The sequence below is a fragment of the Mesoplasma chauliocola genome (assembly GCF_002290085.1).
GTDB lineage: Bacteria > Bacillota_I > Bacilli_A > Mycoplasmatales > Mycoplasmataceae > Mesoplasma > Mesoplasma chauliocola.
Genome location: NZ_CP023173.1, coordinates 174,864 through 201,171 on the forward strand (window position 1 = coordinate 174,864; position 26,308 = coordinate 201,171).

General features: G+C 28.4%; 26 protein-coding genes. 25 read left to right on the forward strand and 1 reads right to left on the reverse strand.

The features are described from left to right. Nucleotides 1–13: 13 nt before the first annotated feature. The 24 genes from rplX to CK556_RS00860 all read left to right on the forward strand — a co-directional run bounded on the left by rplX (nucleotide 14) and on the right by CK556_RS00860 (nucleotide 20,623). Nucleotides 14–343 carry a 50S ribosomal protein L24 gene (gene rplX / locus CK556_RS00745; RefSeq protein ID WP_027875727.1) on the forward strand — a complete coding sequence of 110 codons (330 nt, stop codon included), beginning with the start codon at nucleotides 14–16 and terminating at the stop codon, nucleotides 341–343. Nucleotides 344–360: 17 nt separating this feature from the next. Next, entirely contained in the window at nucleotides 361–903 is a 543-nt protein-coding gene (rplE, locus tag CK556_RS00750; RefSeq protein WP_027875726.1) for a 50S ribosomal protein L5, read from the forward strand. An 18-nt stretch (nucleotides 904–921) separates the two neighbouring features. Next, nucleotides 922–1,107, forward strand: coding sequence for a type Z 30S ribosomal protein S14 (locus CK556_RS00755; protein ID WP_011183033.1), 186 nt, complete (start codon nucleotides 922–924; stop codon nucleotides 1,105–1,107). Between the two features lie 30 nt (nucleotides 1,108–1,137). Beyond that, nucleotides 1,138–1,527, forward strand: a complete 390-nt coding sequence (rpsH, locus tag CK556_RS00760; RefSeq protein ID WP_027875725.1) for a 30S ribosomal protein S8 — start codon at nucleotides 1,138–1,140, stop codon at nucleotides 1,525–1,527. A 17-nt stretch (nucleotides 1,528–1,544) separates the two neighbouring features. Further along, nucleotides 1,545–2,087, forward strand: a complete 543-nt coding sequence (gene rplF, locus CK556_RS00765) for a 50S ribosomal protein L6 (RefSeq protein WP_027875724.1) — start codon at nucleotides 1,545–1,547, stop codon at nucleotides 2,085–2,087. Between the two features lie 25 nt (nucleotides 2,088–2,112). Further along, entirely contained in the window at nucleotides 2,113–2,460 is a 348-nt protein-coding gene (gene rplR / locus CK556_RS00770) for a 50S ribosomal protein L18 (protein WP_027875723.1), read from the forward strand. A 20-nt stretch (nucleotides 2,461–2,480) separates the two neighbouring features. Beyond that, nucleotides 2,481–3,098: a 30S ribosomal protein S5 gene (gene rpsE, locus CK556_RS00775; RefSeq protein WP_027875722.1), complete on the forward strand. Its 618-nt coding sequence runs from the start codon at nucleotides 2,481–2,483 to the stop codon at nucleotides 3,096–3,098. A gap of 18 nt (nucleotides 3,099–3,116) precedes the next feature. After that, complete coding sequence (rplO, locus tag CK556_RS00780; protein ID WP_027875721.1) at nucleotides 3,117–3,554, forward strand: 50S ribosomal protein L15; 438 nt, start codon at nucleotides 3,117–3,119, stop codon at nucleotides 3,552–3,554. Between the two features lies 1 nt (nucleotide 3,555). Next, complete coding sequence (gene secY, locus CK556_RS00785; RefSeq protein ID WP_027875720.1) at nucleotides 3,556–5,016, forward strand: preprotein translocase subunit SecY; 1,461 nt, start codon at nucleotides 3,556–3,558, stop codon at nucleotides 5,014–5,016. Between the two features lie 29 nt (nucleotides 5,017–5,045). Beyond that, nucleotides 5,046–5,507 carry a cytidine deaminase gene (gene cdd / locus CK556_RS00790; RefSeq protein ID WP_169728215.1) on the forward strand — a complete coding sequence of 154 codons (462 nt, stop codon included), beginning with the start codon at nucleotides 5,046–5,048 and terminating at the stop codon, nucleotides 5,505–5,507. Between the two features lie 14 nt (nucleotides 5,508–5,521). After that, complete coding sequence (locus CK556_RS00795; protein WP_027875718.1) at nucleotides 5,522–6,160, forward strand: adenylate kinase; 639 nt, start codon at nucleotides 5,522–5,524, stop codon at nucleotides 6,158–6,160. A gap of 3 nt (nucleotides 6,161–6,163) precedes the next feature. Further along, nucleotides 6,164–6,922, forward strand: a complete 759-nt coding sequence (gene map / locus CK556_RS00800; protein ID WP_027875717.1) for a type I methionyl aminopeptidase — start codon at nucleotides 6,164–6,166, stop codon at nucleotides 6,920–6,922. Between the two features lie 12 nt (nucleotides 6,923–6,934). Then, complete coding sequence (gene infA, locus CK556_RS00805) at nucleotides 6,935–7,171, forward strand: translation initiation factor IF-1 (RefSeq protein WP_011183043.1); 237 nt, start codon at nucleotides 6,935–6,937, stop codon at nucleotides 7,169–7,171. 70 nt (nucleotides 7,172–7,241) lie between these two features. Next, on the forward strand, nucleotides 7,242–7,355 hold the full coding sequence (gene rpmJ, locus CK556_RS00810; protein WP_011183044.1) for a 50S ribosomal protein L36: 114 nt from the start codon (nucleotides 7,242–7,244) through the stop codon (nucleotides 7,353–7,355). A 51-nt stretch (nucleotides 7,356–7,406) separates the two neighbouring features. Beyond that, nucleotides 7,407–7,772 (forward strand): 30S ribosomal protein S13, encoded by a 366-nt coding sequence (gene rpsM / locus CK556_RS00815; protein ID WP_027875716.1) that lies wholly within the window; start codon nucleotides 7,407–7,409, stop codon nucleotides 7,770–7,772. Nucleotides 7,773–7,794: 22 nt separating this feature from the next. Beyond that, the gene (gene rpsK / locus CK556_RS00820) at nucleotides 7,795–8,187 is read left to right on the forward strand and encodes a 30S ribosomal protein S11 (protein ID WP_027875715.1); all 393 of its coding nucleotides are present in this window, start codon (nucleotides 7,795–7,797) and stop codon (nucleotides 8,185–8,187) included. A 25-nt stretch (nucleotides 8,188–8,212) separates the two neighbouring features. Further along, entirely contained in the window at nucleotides 8,213–9,166 is a 954-nt protein-coding gene (locus CK556_RS00825; protein WP_027875714.1) for a DNA-directed RNA polymerase subunit alpha, read from the forward strand. 24 nt (nucleotides 9,167–9,190) lie between these two features. Beyond that, the gene (gene rplQ / locus CK556_RS00830) at nucleotides 9,191–9,550 is read left to right on the forward strand and encodes a 50S ribosomal protein L17 (protein ID WP_011183048.1); all 360 of its coding nucleotides are present in this window, start codon (nucleotides 9,191–9,193) and stop codon (nucleotides 9,548–9,550) included. 439 nt (nucleotides 9,551–9,989) lie between these two features. Then, on the forward strand, nucleotides 9,990–10,871 hold the full coding sequence (locus CK556_RS00835; protein ID WP_051412781.1) for an energy-coupling factor transporter ATPase: 882 nt from the start codon (nucleotides 9,990–9,992) through the stop codon (nucleotides 10,869–10,871). Then, nucleotides 10,862–11,809, forward strand: coding sequence for an energy-coupling factor transporter ATPase (locus tag CK556_RS00840; RefSeq protein ID WP_084545426.1), 948 nt, complete (start codon nucleotides 10,862–10,864; stop codon nucleotides 11,807–11,809). Before CK556_RS00835 ends, CK556_RS00840 begins: the two co-directional genes overlap by 10 nt. 1 nt (nucleotide 11,810) lies before the next feature. Next, complete coding sequence (locus CK556_RS00845) at nucleotides 11,811–12,806, forward strand: energy-coupling factor transporter transmembrane component T family protein (RefSeq protein ID WP_027875711.1); 996 nt, start codon at nucleotides 11,811–11,813, stop codon at nucleotides 12,804–12,806. A 7-nt stretch (nucleotides 12,807–12,813) separates the two neighbouring features. Then, nucleotides 12,814–13,569 carry a tRNA pseudouridine(38-40) synthase TruA gene (truA, locus tag CK556_RS00850; RefSeq protein WP_027875710.1) on the forward strand — a complete coding sequence of 252 codons (756 nt, stop codon included), beginning with the start codon at nucleotides 12,814–12,816 and terminating at the stop codon, nucleotides 13,567–13,569. Nucleotides 13,570–13,803: 234 nt separating this feature from the next. Next, on the forward strand, nucleotides 13,804–18,093 hold the full coding sequence (locus tag CK556_RS00855) for an ABC transporter permease (RefSeq protein WP_027875709.1): 4,290 nt from the start codon (nucleotides 13,804–13,806) through the stop codon (nucleotides 18,091–18,093). A 19-nt stretch (nucleotides 18,094–18,112) separates the two neighbouring features. After that, entirely contained in the window at nucleotides 18,113–20,623 is a 2,511-nt protein-coding gene (locus CK556_RS00860; RefSeq protein WP_027875708.1) for a hypothetical protein, read from the forward strand. 1,045 nt (nucleotides 20,624–21,668) lie between these two features. Here the strand turns inward: CK556_RS00860 and CK556_RS00865 are convergent. Beyond that, complete coding sequence (locus tag CK556_RS00865; protein WP_027875707.1) at nucleotides 21,669–24,167, reverse strand: hypothetical protein; 2,499 nt, start codon at nucleotides 24,165–24,167, stop codon at nucleotides 21,669–21,671. Between the two features lie 137 nt (nucleotides 24,168–24,304). Here CK556_RS00865 and ligA point away from each other — a divergent pair, with 137 nt between their 5' ends. Continuing rightward, the gene (ligA, locus tag CK556_RS00870) at nucleotides 24,305–26,305 is read left to right on the forward strand and encodes an NAD-dependent DNA ligase LigA (protein WP_027875706.1); all 2,001 of its coding nucleotides are present in this window, start codon (nucleotides 24,305–24,307) and stop codon (nucleotides 26,303–26,305) included. The last annotated feature ends 3 nt before the right edge of the window (nucleotides 26,306–26,308 follow it).

Sequence of the window (26,308 nt, forward strand, 5' to 3'; positions counted from 1 at the left end):
GAGGAACCAGAGAATGAGCAAATCAAAAATCTTAGTAGGTGACGTGGTTAAAGTTATCGCTGGTTCACATAAAGGTGAATTAGGACCAATCACTTGAATCTCAAAAGACAAAAAATGAGTTTCAGTTCAAGGAATTAACTCTTTAAAACATGTTAAACCTTCACAAGCTGACTCAGAAGGTGGAATTAAAGAAATTCCATCAAAAATTAATTTATCAAACGTTGCATTGCAAGATCCTAAAAATAAAGAAGGCATTTCAAAAGTTGGATACCAAATTGAAGATGGTAAAAAAGTTAGAATTGCTAAAAAATCTAACTCACCATTAAAAAAGGCAAGTAAATAAGAAAGGGACATGAAGAAATGAAATCAAGATTAGAAACTAGATATACAGAACAAATTGCTCCTGAATTATTTAAAGAATTAGGATATAAATCAGTGATGCAAGTTCCAAAACTTACAAAAATCGTTATTAACATGGGAGTTGGAGATGCTACAACAGATCCAAAAAAATTAGACGCAGCAGTTGTTGAATTAGAACAATTAACTGGTCAAAAACCATTAGTAACAAAAGCAAAAAAATCATTAGCTGTATTTAAATTAAGAGAAGGAATGCCAATTGGTACAAAAGTAACTTTAAGAGGGAAAAAGATGTATGACTTCTTAGACCGTCTAACAAACGTTGCATTACCACGTGTGCGTGACTTTAGAGGGGTTCCAAAAACTTCATTTGATGGATTTGGAAACTACACATTGGGAGTTAAAGAACAAATTATTTTCCCAGAAATAGATTATGATAAAGTTCAAAAATTAAGAGGAATGGACATTACAATTGTAACTACTGCAAAAACAAACGAGGAAGCATACAAATTATTAGAAAAATTTGGAATGCCTTTCGCTAAATAATAAAGGGGATTAGAATAAATGGCTAAAAAATCATTAAAAGTTAAACAAGCTAAACACCAAAAGTTTGGCGTAAGAAATTACACAAGATGTAATAACTGTGGTAGACCACATGCTGTGCTTAAAAAATTCGGAATTTGCCGTCTATGCTTTAGAAAATATGCATATGAAGGACAAATACCTGGGATTAGAAAAGCTTCTTGATAATAGGAATAGAAAGAGTAAAGGAAATAAAATATGACTACAGACGTAATTGCAGATATGTTAACTAGAATCCGTAATGCAAACCAAAGAATGTTAAAAACAGTTAACATTCCTTCATCAAAAATGAAATTGGAAATTGCTAGAATCTTAAAAGAAGAAGGATTCATTTCAAGCTTCACTGTTGAAGGTGAAGTTAAAAAAACTATTACTATTGAATTAAAATATCAAGGAAAACAAAGAGTAATCTCAGGACTTAAAAAGATCTCTAAACCAGGTCTTAGAGTTTATGCACCAGCAAACGAAATCCCACAAGTATTAAACGGTTTAGGAATTGCAATAGTTTCAACATCACAAGGAATCATGACAGGTAAACAAGCCCGCTTAGCAAATGCTGGTGGAGAAGTGTTAGCCTTCGTATGATAATAGGAGGATAAGAATATATGTCACGTATAGGAAACAGAATATTAACTATCCCTGCAGGTGTTGAAGTTAGTGTTGCAGCAGACAACACAGTTACAATAAAAGGTTCTAAAGGAACTTTAACTCAAAAATTTGCGGAAGTTATCACAATCAAAGTTGAAGGATCAGAACTTTCAACAATTAGAGCTAATGAAATTAAACATACAAAACAATTACACGGAACAACAAACTCATTATTACAAGGTATGTTAATCGGTGTAAGCCAAGGGTTTACAAAAACTCTTGATATTAACGGGGTTGGATATAGAGCAGCGTTAGCTGGAAGTAAAATAAATCTTTCATTAGGTTACTCACATCCAATCGAATACTCAATTCCAGAAGGAATTACAGTAGAATGTCCAAAACCAACTCAAATCATCATCAAAGGTATTGATAAACAAGTTGTTGGACAAGTTGCAGCAGAAATTAGATCATACAGAAGACCAGAACCATATAAAGGTAAAGGAATTAAGTACTCAGATGAAATCATTATTAGAAAAGAAGGGAAAGCAGCTGGTAAATAATATCAGAGCTTAAGGTTATAGAATTATGAAATATACTAAACAAGAAGCAAGAAAAAGAAGACATTACCGTGTAAGAAATAAAGTTTCTGGAACAGCAGCTAAACCAAGATTAAATGTTTTCAAATCAAATACTAATTTCTATGCACAAATAATCGACGACACAACTGGAACAACTTTAGTTTCAGCATCATCATTAAACTTGGGATTAAAATCAGGAAACATTGAAGCAGCTAAAAAAGTTGCAGCAGAAATTGCTAAATTAGCAATTGCAAAAAGCATTACTGATGTAGTGTTTGATCGTGGTGGATACTTATACCATGGTAAAGTAAAAGCTTTTGCTGAAGCAGCAAGAGAAAACGGATTGAAATTCTAGAAAGGTAAAGAGTGAGAAATATGGAAAATAAAACAGAAGTAGTAGTAGAAAACGCTAATAATCAAACTCAACCTGAAAGAAGAAAGTTTGATAGAAAACCAAACCGTCGTCCTCAAGGACCAAAACAATTCCAAAAAGATGATTTTGAAGAAAAAGTAGTAACAATTAGACGTGTTACTAAAGTTACAAAAGGTGGACGTCATTTTAGATTTGCAGCTGTTGTAGTTGTTGGAGATAAAAAAGGTCAAGTTGGTTTAGGAACAGGAAAAGCAAATGAAGTTCCTGAAGCAATTAAAAAAGCTGTTAAAGAAGCCAAAAAGAATTTAATTAGAGTTTCTTTAAGAGGAACAACTGTACCGCATGAAGTGATTGGTCACTTTGGAGCAGGTCAAGTTTTAATTAAACCAGCTAAACCTGGTACTGGAGTTATTGCTGGTGGACCAGCTCGTGCTGTTATTGAATTAGCAGGTATTTCAGACGTTTATGCTAAATCATTAGGTAGAAATAATCCAATTAACATGATTAGAGCAACTATCGATGGTTTATCATCAATGCATACTGCTAAAAAAGTAAGAGACTTAAGATTTGGTAAACCAGTAGTTAAAACTGAAAAACCAAAAGTAGAAGAAACTAAATAGGAAGGAAGCGTACAAATTATGAAATTACATGAATTAAAATATACTGAAGGTAGCAAAAAAGACGTTACTAGAGTAGGTAGAGGTATGGCTTCTGGAAAAGGGAAAACTTCTACAAGAGGTCACAAAGGACAAAACTCACGTTCAGGTGGGGGAGTTCGCCCTGGATTTGAAGGGGGACAAACTCCTTTATACAGAAGATTACCAAAAATTGGTTTTACTTCTCCAAACCAAAAACAATATGTTATTTTAAACCTTTCAGACTTAGAAAAATTGGATTTAAAAACAGTTGATCATAAGACTTTAGTGGAACATAAAATCATTAAAAACGAAAAACAATTAGTAAAAGTTTTAGGAAATGGTTCCCTAAATAAGGTTATTGATGTAAAATTAAACAAAGTTTCAAAATCAGCGCAAGCTGTTATTGAAAAACTTGGAGGAAAAGTAGAGGTGATTTAATATGGCAAAAAAGTTAGCTAAAAAGAGCAAACAATATTCTGCCAAGAAATCACAAAGTAATAATGGCGATTTAAGAACTGGCAACTTCTTTATTAAAAATAAAGATATTCTAGGTAGAATCGCTTTTACTTTATTATTATTAGTGATTATCAGAGTTGGGGTTTATATAACAGTACCTGGAATTAGGTTAACTGATGAATACCAAAATGTTATTAATAATTCACAATTCTTTCAATTACTATCCACTTTAGGGGGAGGTACTATTGGAAGATTCTCAATCTTAGCATTAGGGGTATCACCATATATTACCGCTTCCATTATTGTGCAATTGCTTTCAACAGACGTTGTTCCAATTTTGACTAGATGAAATAAATCAGGTGAAAGAGGAAGAAAAAAATTAGATAAGTTAACAAAAGTTTTAATGATTCCATTTGCTTTAATGCAAGGAATTGCGACAATCTTTACATTACAACAACAAGGTGTTATAGAACCAGGTTGATCAAGTACCAATGTAATGGCGTCTCCAGCTTTTTATTATGTACTAGTTCCATTAGTTATGTTAGCTGGTTCATACTTTATGTTATGAATCGCTGATCAAATAACAATTAAAGGAGTTGGAAATGGTATTTCAATAGTTATCTTTATAGGAATTATTGTTCAATTACCAAATCAAATTACAGCGACATACCAATTTTGAATTCCAAGTGATGAGAGTATTAATGTATTCTTTGATGGAATTATTAAATTTGGAATTTATATGCTTGTATTCTTTGTTGTTATCTTCTCAGTTGTGCTTATGAATGAAGCTGAACGTAAAATACCAATTCAACAAACTGGTAGTGGTTTAATTGATTCAAAAGATCATACACCATATCTACCGCTTAAATTAAACAACGCTGGAGTTATTCCAGTTATATTTGCTTCTGCATTGATATCAACACCAATAACTATTGCACAGATTATTGATCCAACAGCAACTTCTTCAGTTGGAGAATCAACAAATGGATTTGTAAGATTTACTCAACATTACTTATCATTTAATACTTGATGAGGAATAGGTATATTTAGCGTTATGATTGTGCTATTTACGTTCTTATATGCACAGGTTCAAATTAATCCTGAAAAGATAAGTGAAAACTTCCAAAAATCAGGAACCTTTATTCCAGGTATTAAGCCTGGTAAAGATACCACTGAATTCTTAAAAGGAACAATCAATAGGCTATCTCTGTTTGGGGCTATATTCCTAGCTGCAATTGCTGCGTTGCCTTATGTAATATCTAAAGTGACTAATTTACCAAGTCAATTAGCTATTGGGGGAACAGGATTGATTATTTGTATATCAGTTGCTATTCAAACAACTCAACAATTACAAGGAAGAATCACTCAACACAGATTTATTGAAAGCAAAAAACAAAAATTTACTGAAGAATCAACTAACCAATCTTCAACACATATTTGATAGAAGACCTTTACATATGGTCTTTTTTATTTATGAAAATATTTTTTAAATATAATATAATTAGAAAGCAAGAGGTAAAAGTACAGATGATAGATAAACAAATTGTATTTGAAGAATTATTAAAATTAAAAAATAATTCTTATAGCCCTTATTCAAATTTTAAAGTTGCTTGCTTAATTAATTTGAAGAATGGAAAAGTAGTTAAAGGTGTAAATGTTGAAAATGCATCTTACCCAGCAGGCATTTGTGGTGAAAGAACTGCATTATCTCAGGTTTATACTTTAGGCTACAAAAAAGAAGATATAGAATTCTTATCACTTTATACAGATTCTGAAGATATGGGTTCACCTTGTGGTGTTTGTCGCCAAGTTATATCAGAATTAGTTGATTGAGAAACACCTATTTTTATTTATAGTAAAAAAGGTTTTCAAATAGAAATGAACATCAAAGAGTTGCTACCATATGCGTTTGAACCAAAACAACTTATAAAATAAAAGGAGAAAAATAAATGAATATTATGTTATTAGGTGCCCCTGGATCAGGTAAAGGTACATTGGCTGAAAAATTAATTTCAAATCAAGGTTTCATTCAGATGTCAACTGGAGATTTAATGCGTAAAGAAATTAAAGATGAAACTCCATTAGGGCTTGAATGTGCAAGATACATGAATGAAGGTAAATTAGTTCCTGATGAAGTAACAATAGGAATTGTTAAAAACTTTTTACAACAAAATCATAATCAATTAATTTTTGATGGTTTTCCAAGAACTTTAGTTCAAGCAAAAGCATTAGAAGAAATATTGAAGGAACTTAATGCAAAAATTGACAAAGTTATTTTCATTGATGTTCCCACACATATTCTATTAGAAAGAATCAGTGGAAGATTAATATGTCCAAAATGTAAAGTTAGCTACCATTTAATAAGTAGAAAACCAAAGGTAGAGGGAATTTGTGATAATGATGGTGGAGAGCTAGTTCGTAGACCAGATGATGCACCAGAAAAAGTTCAAGTTAGACTGGAAGCATATGCTAAAGAAACAGCACCACTAGTTGATTACTTTAAAACAAAACCAGGTTTTGTTCATATTGTTGACAATGCTAACACTACAGCAGAAGAAGTTTATACTGAAGTTTTAGGAGCATTATAATCAATGGCTGTAACTATCAAGACACTTCAAGAAATTGAAAAAATGCGTATTGCTGGACAAGTTTTAGCAGAGGCAATTCAAATGCTAAAATCAATGATTAAACCGGGCGTAAATTGTTTGGAATTAGATAAAGCATTTGAAGAATTTATAACTAATAAGGGTTGTGAATCAAACTTTAAAGGGTATCATGGATATCCAAAAACAATATGTATTTCTATTAATGAACAGTTAGTACATGGAATTCCACAAGACCGAATTTTGCAAGATGGTGATATAGTTTCTGTTGATACAGGTTGTATTTTTGAAGGATATCATGCTGATAGTGCATTTAGTGTGATATGCGGTATTGCAAAAGATAAAAAACATGATATACTATTAAAAGTCACTGAAGAATGTTTGGATTTAGCTATTAATTGTTTAGCTCCAGGTGTTCGTCTTGGAACTATTGGAGACATTATTCAAACTCATGCTGAAAGCTTCGGATTTGGTGTACCAAGAGATTACACAGGACATGGAATTGGGACACAAATGCATGAAGACCCTTTTATACCAAATTATGGGAGAAAAGACACAGGAATGCGTTTGCAAGCTGGAATGGTAATTTGTATTGAACCTATGATTCAAATGGGGACTTACAAAACAAAACTTGCAGCAGACAATTGAACAGTTCTATCAGCTGACAAGAGTATGACTGCTCACTTTGAACACACTATCTTAATCACAGATAGCGGTTATGAAGTATTAACTAAATCAAAAAGATAGGAGTTGTAGTTTATGGCTAAAGAAGCAGAAATGGAATTTGAAGGTACAGTTGTTGAAGTATTGCCAAATGCAAAATTTAAAGTTCAACTGGAAAACGACATAGTTATTGATGCACACGTGTCAGGTAAAATCCGAATGCATTACATTCGCATCTTACCTGGAGATAAAGTAACTGTCGTGATATCACCTTATGATATGACACGTGGAAGAATTACATATAGAAAAATTGCTAAGAAAGCAGAAGTGTAATTATAGAAAAAATCGACACCAGTCGATTTATATTGTTTAAATATAAAGAAATAAATACGGAGGTTTACAGATGAAAGTAAGATCATCAGTCAAAAAAATTTGCGACAAATGTCGTGTTATTAGACGTAAAGGCCGCGTAATGATCATTTGTGCACAACCAAAGCACAAACAAAGACAAGGTTAATTAGTCTAAACTAAAAATTAGTAAATTTTATTTAAGAAAGGAATTAAAGATATGGCTCGTATTAGTGGAGTAGAAATCCCAAACGAAAAAAGAGTTGTAATTTCATTGACATACATTTATGGAATTGGATTATCAACATCTCAAAAAGTTTTAGCTAAGTTAAACATAAGCGAAGATGTTCGTACTAGAGATTTAACTGAAGAACAAATTAAATTAATTTCTACAGAAATTTCAAACTTTAAGGTTGAAGGAGAATTACGTAGAGAAGTTTCATTAAACATTAAACGTTTAATGGAAATAGGATGTTACAGAGGATTAAGACACCGTAAAGGATTACCTGTAAGAGGGCAATCTTCAAAAACAAACGCAAGAACTGTTAAAGGTCCAAGAAAAACTGTAGCTAACAAGAAAAAATAGAAGGTAGAAGGAGATTAAAAACATGGCAAAACCAAAATCAAATAATACAAAAAAACGTATTAAGAAAAATATTCCAAAAGGTATCGCTCACATTCACTCTACTTTTAATAACACAATTGTTACTATAAGTGATGAAAAAGGAAACGTACTTTCTTGATCAAGTGCTGGAGCAATCGGGTTCAAAGGTTCTAAAAAATCTACACCTTATGCTGCACAAATGATTTCAGAGGCAGCTGCTAAAGGTGCAATGGATCAAGGTGTTAAATCTGTTCAAGTTGAAGTTAAAGGTCCAGGTCCAGGTCGTGATGCTGCTGTTAGAGCGTTAACAATTGCTGGGATGGAAGTAACTTCAATAAAGGATTGTACACCAATCCCTCATAATGGAGTTCGTCCTAAAAAACGCCCAAGAAAATAATTATAGAACAAAGGAGTTTTAGCGAATGAAACAATTTAACAAACCAGAATTCGGAATTGTAAAAGAATCACCAAATAAGTTTTATGGGAAGTTCGAAGCAACACCTCTAGAAAGAGGGTTTGCTGTAACTTTAGGTAATGCTTTAAGAAGAACATTATTATCTTCAACACCAGGAGCTAGTGTTTATGCAATTAAAATTGCAGGAGCGCAGCATGAATTTACTTCAATCTCAGGTATTGAAGAAAATGTAACTCGTATAGTTTTAAATATTAAGAAATTAATATTAAGAATTGACAATGCAATTTACAGTGATGATGAAACTGTAGAACTAAAAGTAGGTACATCAACAGTTGGCCCAGTTACTGCTGGAAGCTTAGTTTTACCAGCAGGAGTTGAGGTTTTAAATAAAGACCTTGTTATTGCTAATGTTGCTGAGGGTGGTAATTTAGATTTAGTATTATATGCTAAAAACTCAAGAGGTTACAAAACTTTCAAAGAGAACAAAGAATTAAAAAATGTAGTGCCAGGAATGATTACGATTGATTCAAACTACTCACCTATTCTTAAAGTTGCTTATGGAGCAACTCCAATTAACTTAGGTAAAGCACAAGATTTTGAAAAATTAATCTTGGAAGTAGAAACAGATGGATCAATCTTAGCATCAGAAGCAGTTTCACTAGCATCTAGAATTCTAATTTCACACTTTGACGTATTTACAACTTTAGCTGAAGAAGTTGAAGAAGTAGCTATTATGGGTGTTGAAACTGTTGAAGAAAAAGAGTTAGATAAACCTGTTGAAGAATTAGAGTTTACACAAAGAAGTTTAAACTGTTTAAAACGTGCTGGAATCAGTACATTAAGAGAATTAGTTTCTAAGACAGAAGATGAAATTCAAGATATTAGAAACTTAGGACGTAAGTCTTTAAAAGAAATTAAAGATAAAGTTGCGTCTTTAGAATTAACATTCAAACAAAATTAAGATTTTAAAAAGGAGGTAATTAATATGTCATATATTCAAAAACAAGGTAAGAATACTGCATGAAGAGTAGCTTTAATGCGTAACTTAACTAGTGAATTAATTGTTTCAGAACGCTTAGAAATTACTGAAACAAGAGCTAAAGAATTAAGAAAACATTTAGATAAAATGGTTACTTTAGCAAAACGTGGTGATTTACACGCAAGACGTCAAGCTGCTTCATGATTAAGAAATATTGAAGCAAGTTCAAAAGAAGATGTTTTACAAAAATTATTTACAACTATCGCTAAAAAGTATAAAGATAGAGACGGTGGATACACTCGTATCTTAAAATTAGATAACCGAAAAGGTGATAATGCACCAATGGTTATTATCGAATTAGTTTAATAACATGAAAATTAAGGTTTTATAGCCTTATTTTTTTATACTTTTTAAATATTTTAATTTATAATATTTATAAATAAAATTTTATTTCAGGGAGGATCACATGGATTCATTAAAAAAGTTTAAAGAAAATAAGTTAACAACAAAAGAACTTAATGATTTTAAAATAGAGTTACATAGCAAGTACATTAATATGTTGCAAGCAAACAATGACTTTTTTAAAAGTAAAGAAGAAAAACAACAAGGTAAAATTGATAATCAAGAATTAGAAAAATATAAGGCAAAATCTGTTGAAGCAAAAGCTGAGTTTAAAAAAATTTGTGGTAGTAAAATATTCATAGATAATTATAAAACGATTTTAAAAATTTATAATTCAACAACTAAGAAAAATAGTTCTATTATTCTAGAGCAGGCAAAAGAAGAATTGAACTATGCAAAAAATTTAAAAAAGGAATTTAAAGATTCAGTTAAAGATCATGGAAGAGGTGCACAACTTACAAAACTTGATAAAGTTGCCGTTAAAGTCGAAAACTTAAAATTTAAATATGCTCCTGACTTTCCTTATGCTCTAAACGAAGTTAACTTTGAAATTAATGATGGTGAATACGTTGCTGTTATTGGGCATAATGGTTCTGGTAAATCAACTTTATCAAAGATATTAATTGGAGTATTATCTGCTCAAGAAGGGCATGTAAGCATTTATGGCAATGTTGTTACACGAGATAATCTAGATCAAGCTCGTAAATTTTTAGGAATTGTATTCCAAAACCCTGATAATCAATTTATAGGTTCTAGTGTTGAAGCTGATATTGCATTTGGATTAGAAAATAAACGTGTTAATCCAAAAGACATGCAAAAAATAATTTATGATTCAGCTAAAAAAGTTGGAATGGAAAATTTCTTAGATAAAGAACCATTAAATCTTTCTGGGGGACAAAAACAACGTGTTGCTATTGCAAGTGCATTAGCATTAAACCCTGACATTTTAATATTTGATGAAGCAACAAGTATGCTTGATCCAAAGGGTAATAGAGAAATAAAAGAAATTATGGTTGAGCTTAGAGATAAAATGAAGAAAACTATTATTTCTATTACACACGATATGGATGAAATTTTAAATGCTGATAAGGTTATTGTTATGAATGCTGGGCGCTTGGTAAAAATAGGTAAACCTGAAGAAGTATTAAAAGATAAAGAGTTTTTAAGAGGAATTAAATTAGAAATTCCATTTCTATCTTTAGTTGAAGAAGCTTTAGATAAAGAAGGAATTAAAATTAAACATAGTCAAAATATGGATGAGTTGGTGAAACAATTATGCAAGTAAATAAAAAAGAAATAAAACAAAATTTAAAGAAATGAAAAGAAGAAAGAAAGCAGATTGAAAGCTTTTCATTTACAGGAGATATAATTTTAGATAATGTAAGTTATACATATTCAAAAAGAACACCTTTTGAATTTAGAGCACTTGACAATGCCAATCTAATAATTTCTGATAAAAAAATTACTTGTGTTATTGGAACAACTGGTTCTGGTAAATCAACAATGATTCAATTGACTAATGGATTATTAATTTCAGAAACAGGTCAAACAATTATAGGTGATTATAAAATTCCAGCAGGTTTAAAGAAAATAAAAGAAGTAAAAGATTTAAGAAGAGAAGTAGGATTAGTTTTCCAATTCCCTGAATATCAATTGTTCCAAGATACAATTGAAAAAGACATTGCTTTTGGACCAATACACTTAGGTGCTAATAAAGAAGAAGTATATAAAAAAATCCCTGAATTATTAGATTTGGTATCTCTTCCAAGAGAATACGCTAAAAGATCTCCATTTGAATTATCAGGTGGACAAAAAAGAAGAACAGCTATTGCAGGAATTATTGCTATGGATGGTAAAACTTTAGTTCTTGATGAACCAACCGGAGGATTAGATCCAAAAGGTGAAGAGGACTTTATGAATTTATTTTTAAGACTAAATAAAAGTCAAGGCAAAAGAATTATTATGGTAACTCATAACATGGACCAAGTTTTAAAAGTTGCTGATGAAGTTATTGTTATGCATGAAGGAAAAGTTATTTCTAAAGGAAGTCCCTTTGAAATTTTTTCAAATGAGGATTTATTAAGCAAGATTCAAATTGAACCTCCAAAATTATACAAGTTGATGTATAAATTAAGAGAACAAGGAATAGATTTAATAGATAAAAATATTAGAACAATTGATGAATTTGCAAAAGCATATAGTGAATTAAGAAAGGAGAAATAACATGAGAGTAACATTTGGTAGATATTTACCTAAAAATTCTATTATCCATGCGATGGATCCAAGATTTAAGTTAGTTATGATTATTCTTTTAATGGTAAGTATATTTTTACCAATAGGGTTTACAGGCTACATTATTTGTGCAATAGTAATATTATCTTTGTTTGCTATTTCAAAATTGAGTTTTAGAATGCTACTTGGGTTATTACCACCAGTTTTATTTGTATTTTTAGTTATATTTATTATGAATGCATTTCTTACACACCCAGAAGCCTCATTAATTCAATATTTCTTAGATCCAGCAAATGCAACACCTGGAATTTGAATTAATGAAAGTGGAAATGCGGGTCAGTTCCTTGTTAACATGAAAGACGTGACAAATTTACCTGATGGTTATCAAAATATTGGTTTATTTTATAAAATGGGGCCTGCTTGATTCAGTGAGAAAGCATTATATAATGCCTTAATTATGTCATTTCGAATTTACTTGATGATCTCATTAACTTGTATATTGACAGCTTCAACTTCCCCTTTACAATTAACTCTAGCAATTGAAGACTTGCTTTACCCACTTAAATGAATTGGAATACCTGTATATATTTTATCTATGATAATTTCTATTGCTTTACGTATGATTCCTACTTTAATTGATGAAGCGGGAAGAATTATGAAAGCTCAGTCTTCAAGAGGTATTGATGTTCATAATGGTAAATTAAAGGATAAAGTTAAGGGATTGACATCTTTAATTATTCCCTTGCTTGTCTCAGCTTTCCAAAAAGCAGAGGATTTATCTTATGCTATGGAAGCAAGAGGATATGATCCTTATTCAAAAAGAACAAGATATATTCAATTTAAATTTAAAACTGCAGATTTAATGCTAATGCTATTTGCTCTTGCTGTTATGGTGTTCTTAATTTTATATTCATTTGGTGTTTTAGGATTATGACATATTAATCTACCAAGACTTGACACAATTTTAGGGTTAAAAAATACTTTATAAAACTTTTATGTTTAAATACTTATTAACTTTAGAATATGATGGATCTGACTTTCATGGTTGAATAGAACAACCTAACACTTTAACAATTCAAGGAGAATTAAATAAAGCAATTAGTAAAGTAACAAAAAGAGCCAAATTTAAAACAATTGGCGCAAGTAAAACTGATGCAGGAGTTCATGCTCTTGACCAAAAAGTTATTTTAAAATTAGATTTTAAACCAAACCTAGAATTGTTTAAAAGTGCAATAAATAAGGCACTACCAGAAACAATTCATATTATAGAGATTGTTTTTGTAGACTCAGATTTTAATATAAGAAGTGTAAAATACAAAGAATACTCTTATACAATTAATGATTTCAAATACGATTTAAAAACTAACAGATTTGAACTGAATTGAAAATATGATCAAATAGATATTTTAAAATTACAAAATATTTTTAATATGTTTATAGGTACTCATGAATTTAAACTTTTTTCAGGTTTGAGTTTTGATGAAATAAATGCAAAAAACATCATAACTTTTAGGAATATAGAAAATATAAAAGTTGAAAGAATTAATAATAGAGTTGTGATCAAATTTAAAGCTAAAGGTTTTATAAGATACCAAATAAGAATGATTGTTCAATCCTCTTTAAATTGCTATTTAAGTAAAAGAATTAATGAATTTGAAATTAAACAGAAGTTGACTGGTGAAGGTGAGAAACCACCATTTAATGCACCAGCTAAAGGTTTAAAATTAGATAAAATTGTGTTTAATAAATAAAAAAGTGTATTATTAATTTATGGGTGTTGTTAAAACAATATCACTTAAAAAGTAGTGCGCTGATAAACATATCGTCTGTTTTTGAATAAGCGAAAGCAAAGAAGGAAAACGATTAGTTTATGAGTTTATTACGTTAAACACCCTTAAAAAAAGACAAATTTGTCTTTTTTTTGTTTAATTTGATAAAATTATATAAATTATTATTTATTAAAAAATAAAGGGAAGGTAATAATTATGCATTTTAAAAAAATTAGATTAATGCTGAAAAATTCATTTAAAAATGCTACTAAAAGCAAAACCCAATTGATTGGTGTTACTGTTTTAGCTTTTTTACTTTCTTTAGTTTTAACACTTGTTATCTCAATGAACGTGCGTGTCCTGGATAAATATCAAGAAATGAATATTGAATCAAGAGTTCATGATGCTGTTATTGATTTAAACCCATATGACAAAGTTGCTACAGGAGAATCAGCAAATACTTCAGAAGCACCAAAAAATTTAGTTGCTGCTCAACAATACTGATTATATAAATTACAAGAAAAATATTATGAAGAATCTAGTGAACTTCAATTTCAATGAACAAGAACAGAAGCAAGAGAATTTTCTCAAGTAAAACAAAATGATAATAACTTGACAATTAAAGCTATTACTAAAACAACTCAAAATAATCAGTTTAACAATGAAGGCGTTGATAAATTAGTTATTTTTGAAGGACAAGATATTAAAACTCGTCATCAAGTAGTTATTGATCCAAATTATGCAAAACAAAATGGTATTCAAATTGGTGATGTTATTAGAATTCAAGCTGATAATCTTGGTAATACATTGCTTGTTAGAGACTCAGCCAATCCAACTTTGAAAAGCGATATTGCTGAAATTGAAAAAACTAAAACTGAAATAGATGCCGCTGAAGGTATATATAATAAATTTTATTCAAATTACCAATGATTTCAAGTTGTAGGATTTGGTGGATCAGCAGACTTTATGACACCAATTTTTAATGCTTCAACTGTATTACCAAGTCGCTCAAAAGAAGCTATGATATATGTTAGTCCAGAATCATTCGGATTAAATTATAATGACTCTTTGAATTTATATGAGTATAATCTTAATTCAAATGGAAACTTAACAGTTTCATCTAATGTTGAAATAGAATCATTTTATTCAATTAAATTCACTGAACAAAGCAAATCAATTACACCGGATATAGAACAATTTGAAACAGATTTCAGAGAATTAATTAGAAGAAATTCAAATAGCAAAATTGTTTATGCAAAAGGTGATAGTAATTATAGATTTAACAAAAGAATTGATTTAATTGAAAAAACAATAAAAACTTATACAATATCAGCATTCGTTATTTTCATATTAATTTTATTTGTTGTTCTTTACACAATTTCACTAATAACAAAAAAACAAATTGAAAATTCTTCAAAACAACTTGGAACTTTAAAAGCTCTTGGATACAGAAAAAGAATACTTGTTTATAACTTTATAATGCTTCCGTTCATAACTTCAACTATCGGAGGTTTCCTAGGTTATATTTTATGTGTAAGTTTATCTAATACTTTAACTAATGAATTTGCAGGGTATTTCTCTCTTAATTATTCATCATTTGACTTTGATTGAATATCTCTTGTATCAATGATTTTAATTATGTGATTTATTCTAACTACTATTTCATTTTTTATAGCAACTCTATTAATGAGAAAATCTTCATTAAGTTTAATATCAGCTAACTTCAATCAAAAGCATAGTGCATTTAAAATTTGAATTAGAAAAATTCATATTAGAAAAACATTTGGTTCAAGATTAAGAAAAGCATTGCTTGTTGATGCATTGGGAAAAATGATGGCAATTGGATTTGTAGTATTACTTTCATCAAGCTTATTTACTATTTCTTTTGCAGCACCAGATATTTTGAGAAGAAATGAAAAGGCAACTTATAATGGAATTAAATATAAGCAAATTGTTGAATTTGCAGAGCCTAGTTACAACAATCCACTAACTTTTGCGAAAACATTTAAACCTGATGAAAAACAACAAGAAATGGTTTTTTCAAAAGAAGCTGGTGGATGAACATCTTTAGCATTAAGAGATAATGGAAAATTTGACTATGATCAAATTATGTCTGATTTCTTTAATGGAGATATTGGCGAAAAATATTATTCAATATTTATTAATAATTTATTTACGCCTTCATCAGAATCTGAATATTCTATTCCAACTAATGTTGAATTAGCAATGGCTAATATGAAACTTTTAAATTTAGAAGGTGGAGTTTTTGATACTAACTACTTTAGACAATTATCAAAATTTGGAATTCCAGCAGCTGAAAAAAACGATATATTAGCAAATTTAATAGGGCCTATGATTATAAAACAATGATTTGATTATCAAAATTTATTTAATGAAATTAGTGTTCCAGAATCAGAGCAATCAATTTATCAAAAAGGTGCAGCAATCCAAACATTCTATGCTAAATATTCAGAATCAATTGGTCTTTCAATAACAAATGACTTTAGAAATTCAACAACATCAGATAAGGATTGAGTTGAAATGTCGCAAACTGAAAAGATAAATATTTTTAATGATTCAAATGGAATGCTGCAAAAACGATATTTAGAAAATAATTTGGATATGCTTAAAAATCTTTTAAATGATCCAACAGTTGAGCTTGATTTTACAAATTATGATAATTTTAAATTTACTAATTCTGAATATACAGGTTTAGGAGAATTTAAAATCGCATCAGAACATAATTCTGAAAATGAAATTAGTGATTACTATTTAAATTTAAATTTTGATCAATTAGCAAGTGAAAATTCTGATGAAAGCCAAAAAATTGCAAAAGAAGCCATTACGGATATGTGAAAATGATTTACTTTCCTATTTAATAATCGTGTAGATCAAGCAATTATTCAGTCTGCTTTTTCACGCCCCCCTTATTCAGTAAAACAAGCAATCATTAACGCATTTAATTCTGATAATAATAATTATTCAATGGCATTTAATTTAGTTTCATATGACTCTGACTTAGAATCAATAGGGACAAAAATTAATGCTGAAAAAAATGGAAATAACTTTAAAATTTATGGAATTGATGAAGACTATAATAGATTTTTAGACTTAAGAGATACAAATAATAATGATTTAATGGATAAATTATTTAGTTCAACTGAAGCAAATGGAATTATCATTAATCAATCTCTTGCTAAATCATTAAATTTAAAAGAAGGTCAAGAAGTTGATTTAAATGTTATTCAAAACGAATTGCAAGACACTAGTTACAATGGTGAAATTGTACCTTATGAATTAAGTGATTGAGATACAAGCAGTTTATGAAGCGGAAAAGGTGGATTTAAACAAAACTCAAGAACAAACAATTTAGGAGCTAATATTATTGTTAATAAACCAGATTCAGATAGCTCAAATTCAATTAACTTTTTAACAAGTATTTCATCACCAACAGAGTATTATAGTTCAGTTTTAAACAATGAAACTATTATAGGTAATAAAATAACAAATCAAACATTTAAAGTTTTAGGCATTCAAGATGGATATGGATTATCACAAGCTTGAATTAAAAATGATGATGCAAATAAAATTCTACAATATGACAAAGTTCAAGAATATCTATGAACAAACTTTTTTTCAAAACAATGAAATAATCAGTTTGGATATACAACTTTAGATCAATTTAATAACAAAATCATTATTGAAGATAAAAATCAAGAAGAGTTAAAAATATATCAAAAAATTAAAGATTTAGATTTAACTAAAAATGGACTAAATGATTTAGATTTATTTAAAAATGAATTTATCTATCATCCTGAAACTCAAGCAAAAAAAGAACTAGGTGAATTAATATTACAAATATTTGAAAAACAGTATCCTGTATTTAACTATAAATATTCAAATAAACTTGATATTGCTGATTATAATACTGCAATGAGTGTTTCAAATGCATATGGTGATTATTCTCCAACAGCCTTAAATGGAATGGAAGCAAAATTTAGTTCAACTTATCAATCATTTGATGGTAGTGGTATAGGAACTGTAGAGTGAATATTACCAATTGACATTTCAAAAGAAATGTTAAAAGAAATTTCAGAATTAATTTTATTATTAATTGCAATTGCGATTACATTAATTCTTTCAATAACATTTGTAATCATCTTATTAACAACATCAGTTATTATTACAGATAATATAAGATTTATTTCGACAATGAGAGTTTTAGGTTATCATGATGCATATGTTGTTAAAACAGTAATTGGAATGTACTTAGTTGTTATAACAAGCATGTTCGCTGTTGGATTTGCAGTTGGATGGTTTATTTTTGCAAAAGTTTTAAATATTATGGCTTTAAACGGAACCGTTTTACCATTAATATTCCCAGTTTGATTACCAATAGTTGTATTCTTAGGAATTGTTGGTATTTATGCTGTTGCTATTTACGCAGGATATAAAAGAATTACAAAAACTAATTCAGTTAGAATATTACAAAACTCAGATATCTAGTAGAAAGGGTATTTAAATTATGAAAAAAATAATATTAAGTTTGAGTGCCCTTACACTAGGGGCTACCCCAGCTGTTTCAATGTTGAATATAACACAAAAGCAAGTAATCACAGAGGTTACAAAAGAAATTCAAGCAAAAATTGATGAAACATCTGTGCTATTTAAAGCACCAATTATTACAAACGCACAAAAACAAAATTCATCAATAACAACTAATTGATTAAACGAACAAAAAGTTGCTGATTTAAGTAATATTGATAGTAATTTAACTTATGCTGATTTTAATAATCAAACTTATGATATGACATCAGCAAATAAAACACTAAAACAAATTTATAAACAAAGTGATTATAAGTATGCAAATGAAGATGCTAAAGCCGAATTAATTTTTGGAGCAGCAGATACAGGATTAAGTTTATTAGAAAATTCAGTTGATGATAATGGTTTAAAACCTCAGGGGATTAACGAATTCTTAAATTGAATATCTTATGTTTCATTTATAAGCGGTGATAAACTAAAAGCTGATAAATTTGATGATAGTATTTTAAAATTGTCAAAACAACTTTCATTTTTAAAAGCGTTCAAGACCTTCCCTGCTCCTTCATATACAAAATTAATAAGTGAAGGAGTAATAACAAATAAAGGCTTAAAATATTATTCATTATCTAATTTGAATAGTTTTGTTAGTATTAACTTTGGTTTAACATCAGAAACAAACGCATGAAACTTTAAAATTAATGAATCTAATATTGAAAATACATTTTTAGATAGTTCTTCAAAAATGTATCAAGAAATATTTTCAAAAGATGGAGATGGTAATTCAAAGCACAGCTTTCAATTTAATCAACAAAGTATAGAATATTTATTTAATTTCATTTATTCTTTATCTTGATATATTCAAGCTTTTGATCCTTATTCACCAAGCATTGAAAGTATAACTGATCAAAATCATATATTTAGTAATTCAAAAACTAACATTGAAGTTATGAACGAAGTATATAATAAGCCAATATCAAAAAATGATATAACAAAGAAAGGTTTAAGTGGTATTTTACAGTTAGTATATGATGTTATTAATTCAAAGGAAGACAAAAATGGCTATAAAGCATCGAGAACTTTAAAAATTTTATTTCAAGTTGATGATGATATAAATGATAAAAATACTAATCTAGACTTCGATACTAAAGTGTTAAAAGCTAACAAGGGTAACGCAGTTGCTCCTTCTTTTAGAGTTGGTGATTGACAAAACAACTCAAAAAAATCTAATGGACTATTTAACGCATTTTTTGCATCAGTTTTTAAGGGTTTCTTAGATAATCAAGTTTCAGGATTTTTAGGTTGATTTTTAGGAATATTAAGTCTTTCAAATGAAAACCTAGGTGGTATTGCAGCTGGTTTAATATCTTCTATATTTTCAGGCATTGATATGGATAATTTTTTTCAAAAACTTTCATCTCAACTTTCTGCAACTTTAAAAAATATGTATGGTTGAAGGCTAGTTTTTCTTCCAATAGGTGGGCAAATTAAAGAGCCACTTGAAAAAATATTGAAAGGCTTAGGTTTTGGAACTGATGATTCACCAAACAAGCCTCATAAGCCTGATATTACTGATGATTTTATAGATTATCTAGATAAAATAATTAAGAAATTCAGTAATATAAAGATTAGCAATGAATCTGAAGAGACATGAAGCATATTTAATAATTTATTTAATCAAATAGTTAATGAAAAAGGTAGATTACAATCCTTACTAAAAGTTTTAGGTGTATCTTTACCAATAGATATAAGTGATAAATCTTTAAAGGAGATATTTTCAACTAAAGTATTTGGCATTTTTTCAATTGGAGACTTATTAATAAAAGCATTAAACTTCATTGATGTAGCAACACCTGAAATTTTTAAAGTTTTAGGATTATTTTCAAATTTATTAGGTTCTGATATTTGTAAGGAATATGAATTTTATTATAAGGGAAATGATAAACCTTTGGAAATAAGACAAGTCCTGGGATATGAACCATTGGAAGATGGAACTTCAGACTTAGCTGTGATTTGATCAATGATGAAATTTGTTAAAGATGAAGAGGGTAAAAATAAAGTTGTTGGAGTAAGACTAAAAGATGATGAAAACAGCGATATAATTTATGGCCATAAAGCTTGAAAAATGCTTTTAGGTTTAAATTATGATGAAATGAGTTTTTATGATAACTCTTTATTATATTGATTAAACGAAACTCTTGCTTCAGGATTAACTGCAAAAGTCATTCAATTACCAATTAAGGTAGCAAGAAGTTATGTTGATAATACATTAAGTGATATTCAATTTAATCGAAATAAAAAAATGACTTATTGGTCTAATAAAGAACTATTTACAAACGAATTTATTAGTTACACAACAGATTCAAAACAAGAAGTATTAAAATATAATATTCGATATAAAATTAAAAAGGAAACATATTTAAATTATGAAGTTGCTGTTTATAAAGAAAATACAGCAACGAAATATAAGATATTAAGTTTTAATAAAAAATAAGAGAATTTATCTCTTTATAAATTAAAATTGGAAGTGCAAAACTTTTAACCAAATGCCTCGTAAAATTCCTGAGCTGATTGTAGTTCAGAATTTTGCGAGGCATTTTATTTATTTCATTTAATGTTTCGATTATATTATGTCTGTTAAATTTGTAAAATTAGTTATCTTAGGTAAATATCTTCTAATCAATGCAGTAAAGTTTTCATTAGTGCCTTTTTCACAGGAATACATGTATAAAGTGGTACATTTAATTCTTTTTTAACTTCATGTAAAGGATTAAATTCCTTCTATACCATTATCTTTTGTAATTGATTTAATATTTAGTTTTTCTTTATTAATTAATTCTTTCAACTTCTCATTTGTATGTTTCATAGTTTTTTTTATAGCTTAACTGCAAAACCTTTTCTGGCAACTCTTTCAAAAAAGTGTAATTATGGCTTTTGAAGTGTTACAAGTACCTACAACTAAATCAATTTCAAAATGACCAACGTCTTTTCTTTGATTAATACTTTTGGGTCTATAAGTAATTGGGATTGAGTTTATTTTTGAAATTTCTAATAGATATTTCTTATATTTACTAGACTTTTTTTCATTAAAATATGCATCATGAATAATTTCACTTTATTCTTTAATTTTTATTTGTCTGTTTTTAATTCAATTATAAACAGTTTGCGTAGTTGTTTTTTAATTTCGCATTCTTTAGCCTTAAAAAAACAAACATCTATGCTTGAACTTTTAGGGTTAAAATTTGCATGCTTAGCTTTGTAAATTACAGTAGATTTATTTCTTTTAATTTCTCTATAAATATCTCTATTTAATTCCTTAGCTATAAAATAAACAGATCTATTATGTACATTTAATAGAAATTCAATTAAAGTTCTTTCTTATAAAGATAATTGTTTATAATTATTCATGGTAACTCCTTTGGGTTTTAGTTAGTCAGGATTTGCTTTTTTGTATCAAAAAAACTGCAAATCCTATGAGATTATTTTCTCATAAGTGTTGTAGTTCCAATTTTAATTCGTATGAACAAAAGTTCACATTTTTATTTTATTAATTTAAAATATTCGATTTCATATTTAACTAATTTATTTTCTTCTGTTGTTGCAGGAAGTATTAATTTAACTTCATATTTATTATTTATGTTACTCTTTTTATATCTTAATTCATAAATTAAAGAGCTCTGTTTGGTTGCATCTCTAAAATTAACGTAACTTATTAACTTAGTTGAAAAGAATAAATAGTTTAGATCCTCTAAGTAATTTTGTTCATTCTTTTTGCTAAATCTATTACTTAACTCAATTAGAATGTCGTTAATTGCTCCTAATACACCTTTAATAAGATTTCCTGTTTCATCATTTCACAATAAACTAATACTATGCAAAATAGTTCCAGGTCTAAATTGATTTCAATCAATAGTTCCAGGACTAACTTCAACACCAAGACCCATTATTCATTTAGCAGCTTGCAAATTTGAAAATTTAGTTGTATTTGTTAAACCATATTTATTTCCACCAGGAATTGTAACGTTTATTCCAGAAAAGTCTTTATTTATTAATTTTGAAGCCAAAACGAAAGGATAAGTTCACTTTTTGTCACCTTCACCCTCTTTAATCAAACTTTTTGAGACTCCTAAAGTTTCTAAACTTACTTCAGTGCTAGTACCTTCAATAATTTTTAAATCCTTATCTTTCATAAGGTCAATGTCTTCAAAAGAGTTTGCAATATTTGCTATTTTTGGAGCAATACCTTTACCAAGTAAGGAAATTAAAAAACTAACTCCTTGTGTGCCAACAGTTAAAATATCACTCAATTTAATATCACTTGTTATTTGAATATTAATTATTTGTTTTAAAGCAATTTTTGGCAATTGAATAGGAAGATTTTCCTCAAGTCCTAAAAATTCAACAATTGTTCTTATATCTGAATTAACCAATCAACCTAAAAATTTATTAGTAATAATACCATCTTTAATAATTCACTTATATTTTTGTTCAAGTTCTGCAATTTTATTTTTTAATTCATCAATTTTTAATTTAATACTTTCGTTTATTAATAAAGAATTTCATTTTTTTAAATTTTCTAATGATGCAACTAATTGTTTTGAAAAAGTAGTAAAGAAACTTGTCATGTCAATCCCACTCATTATTGAACTTATTAAACCTGAAACAATTCCACTAAGTTGTTCTGAACCCATATTTATACTATTTAAAAATTCAAGTATTCCACCATCAGTATCAATACCTTCACTTAAACCAGTTAATATTCCATTAACTGTTGATGCAAAGAAAGTATTAAGTCCACCGTTTTCAGTTTTTCCATTTGTAGATCAATCACCAAAATCAATACTTAATGTTTTTTCATTAATTTTAAAAAGCTTAGTATTGAAATCAAGTTTATGATTTCCAGTTGTTATATCATTATCAACTTGAAACAATATTTTAAATGTTCTAAGCAGTTTATATGATTCTTTGTCTTTTTCACCAGAAAAAAGATCATAAACAAATTGCAATAAACCATCAACATTAGTGGCATTAATGATTGATTCTTCGATGTTTTTGCTATTCACTTCTTCTATAATTTCCAAATTAGTTTTAGTTTTAGAAAAAACATGATTATCGTCAGTCATCTCATCTGATTTTAAATTATATTCCTCTGTTGTGAAGTTTTGAATATATCAATTCATTCCAAAAAGTGCATTAAAAAGTAATGCTAAACTTTTACTTGTGAAATTTATTGTATTTTCACTTGTTTCTTCTTTTTTAGAAAACATTTTTCTAAATTGTTCTGTATTTCAAGTGTAAAAGTCTTGTCTAATGTTCTCATGTCTATCGCTAAAATTAAAATAATCTTTTTCAGATATATCTTTACCTAACAAATTTGCAATAAACAAAGTTAATTGACTTGAAAAGTATAATTGTAAGTCCCTATTAGTTTTAATACCCATATTTGTTAGTTGTTTATAATTAGGTACTTTTATATCCTTCATTATTTCCAATGAAGATAATATTTTAGGCATAATGTTTTGGACTGACTCTAAATTCTCATTTTTTAGTGAAGGCAATAAAAGTGGAAGTGCAGTATTTCATAACATTGGATCGAAACTTACACCAACTAATTTATATACTTCATTATATGCTTTTTGAATAAGTGTTATTTTTTCACCAATAGGATTGATTTCTTTAGGGTTATCAAATTCTACTCTTTTGTAAACATCATTTTGCATGTAGTCATTAGTTTGACTTGTATTTAGAAAAGTTGAAAATAAGTTATTCATTGTAGTATTATCGTTTGAACTAGGTGTTAAGTCGCTCACTTTTAAAGTAGATATGTATCTGTCTGCGTCTTGTCCATTATAACCATTTGAATTTGCTAAAATTGCGCCTTTAAAATAGTTAGAAGTAGAAGACATAACTTCAGCTAACTTTTTGTCTATACTTTTTTGCACAGTGTCCACATATTTGCAAGAAACAACAGCCATTGCTGGAGTAATTGAAAGTGAAGCTGCTGCAATTAATGAGATTAATTTTTTAATATAAACCACCTACCATATTAATAATAATTCTACCTCATTTTTAATAATAATTTAGCATAATATTAAAAAAACCTATCGATTATAATATGTAACTTTAATATAAAAATAAAAAAAGTTTATAATTATATAGATATAAAGGAGTTATCATGAATAAGGAAAAAGCAGCAATTTTAATTGATGAATTACGAAAAAAACTTAATGAATGAGCTAAAGAGTATTATGTTCTTGATAACCCTAGTGTTGATGATGCAGAATACGATAAAGCAATTCACGAATTAATTAATTTGGAAAATCAATTTCCTGAATTAATAACACTTGATTCAATTACTCAAAAAGTTGGAGGATCAATTAGCGATAAATTTGAAAAATATACTCATAAATACCCTATGCTAAGCCTTGGTGACATATTTAGTTGAGAAGAATTTTTAAATTTTAATAAACAAGTAGCAAAAATAACTGATACTGAAAATAATGAATACACAGCTGAACTAAAAATTGATGGACTATCAATTTCATTAATATATAAAGATGGTATTTTACAAAATGCTGTAACACGTGGTGATGGTAAAGTTGGTGAGAATGTTACAAATAATGTTAGAACAATTAAATCAATCCCTCTTTCAATTCCTACAAAGGATGAGTTAGAAATTAGGGGAGAAGTTTTTTTATCTAAAACTGAATTTTCTAAAATTAATGAAGAAAGATTATTGAACGGTGAACAGTTATTTGCAAATCCTAGAAATGCAGCAGCAGGAACTCTTCGACAATTAGATTCACAAATAGCTGCAAGTAGAAATCTAGATGGATATTTATACTATTACTTTAACGAAGCAAATCCTATTAATACTCAAATGGAATCAATTACACAAATTAAAGAATTAGGTTTAAAAGTTAATCCAGAAACAAGAATTTGTAAAACTTTAGATGATGTAAAAGAATATATTGACTATTACACAAAAAAAAGAAATGATTTAGATTATGAAATTGATGGTATTGTATTTAAATTAAATGATAAGAGATTGCAAGAAGAAGTTGGATATACAGCAAAAACACCTAAATGAGCTATAGCTTATAAGTTTCCAGCAGAAGTTAAAGAAACACAATTATTAGACATATTCCCTTCAGTTGGAAGAACAGGTAAAATTACTTATAACGCAAAATTAAAACCCGTACAAATTGCAGGAACAACTGTTTCTGCTGCTACATTAAATAATGCAGAATACATTATTGCAAAGGATTTAAGAATTAATGCAACTGTTAAGGTTAAAAAAGCAGGAGATATTATTCCTGAAGTAATTTCTGCAGTTAAAGACAAAAATTATGATAGTTTAGCTAAGTGAGAAAAATCAGAAAGATGCCCTGCATGTGATCAAAAATTAGAGAAAACTAATTCAGAAGTAGATCAATTTTGTGTAAGCTTCAATTGCCCTGCTCAAATATTGAGAAGTTTAGAACACTTTGCAAGTAGGGGTGCCGCTAATATTGTAGGCCTTGGTGGTCAAACTATTAAAAAACTATTTGAAGAAAAATTGATTACAAGCATCGCGGATATATTCAAAATTGAAGAGCACAAAGAAGAAATAATAAACTTTGAAAAATTTGGTGAAAAGAGTTTTATAAACTTATTAAGTTCAATACAAAGTGCAAAACAAAATTCATTTGAAAAGACTTTATTTGGTCTAGGGATTAGACATGTTGGTTCTAAAACTGCTTTAACTTTAGCTCAAATTTATAAGAATATAGATAATTTAAAAAATGCAAGTTTTGAAGAATTGAACGCAATAGATTCATTAGGTGAAGTATTGGCAACTTCAATAGTTGATTGATTCAAAATTGAGTCTAACTTACAATTAATTGAACAATTGAAATTTTTTGGTGTTAATTTTGAATATTCAGGCCAAGCAAAAAATACAGAATCACCAATAAGTGATAAAACATTTGTCATTACTGGGACTTTAACAAGTTCAAGGGATTATTATAAGGATATAATTGAATTAAATAATGGTAAGGTTATTGGTTCAGTTTCAAAGAAAACAAATTATGTTTTAGCTGGTGAAAATGCAGGAAGTAAATTATCAAAGGCAGAAGAATTAAATATCAGAGTGATTAATGAAGAAGAATTTTTTGAAATTTTAAAAGGAGAATAAAAG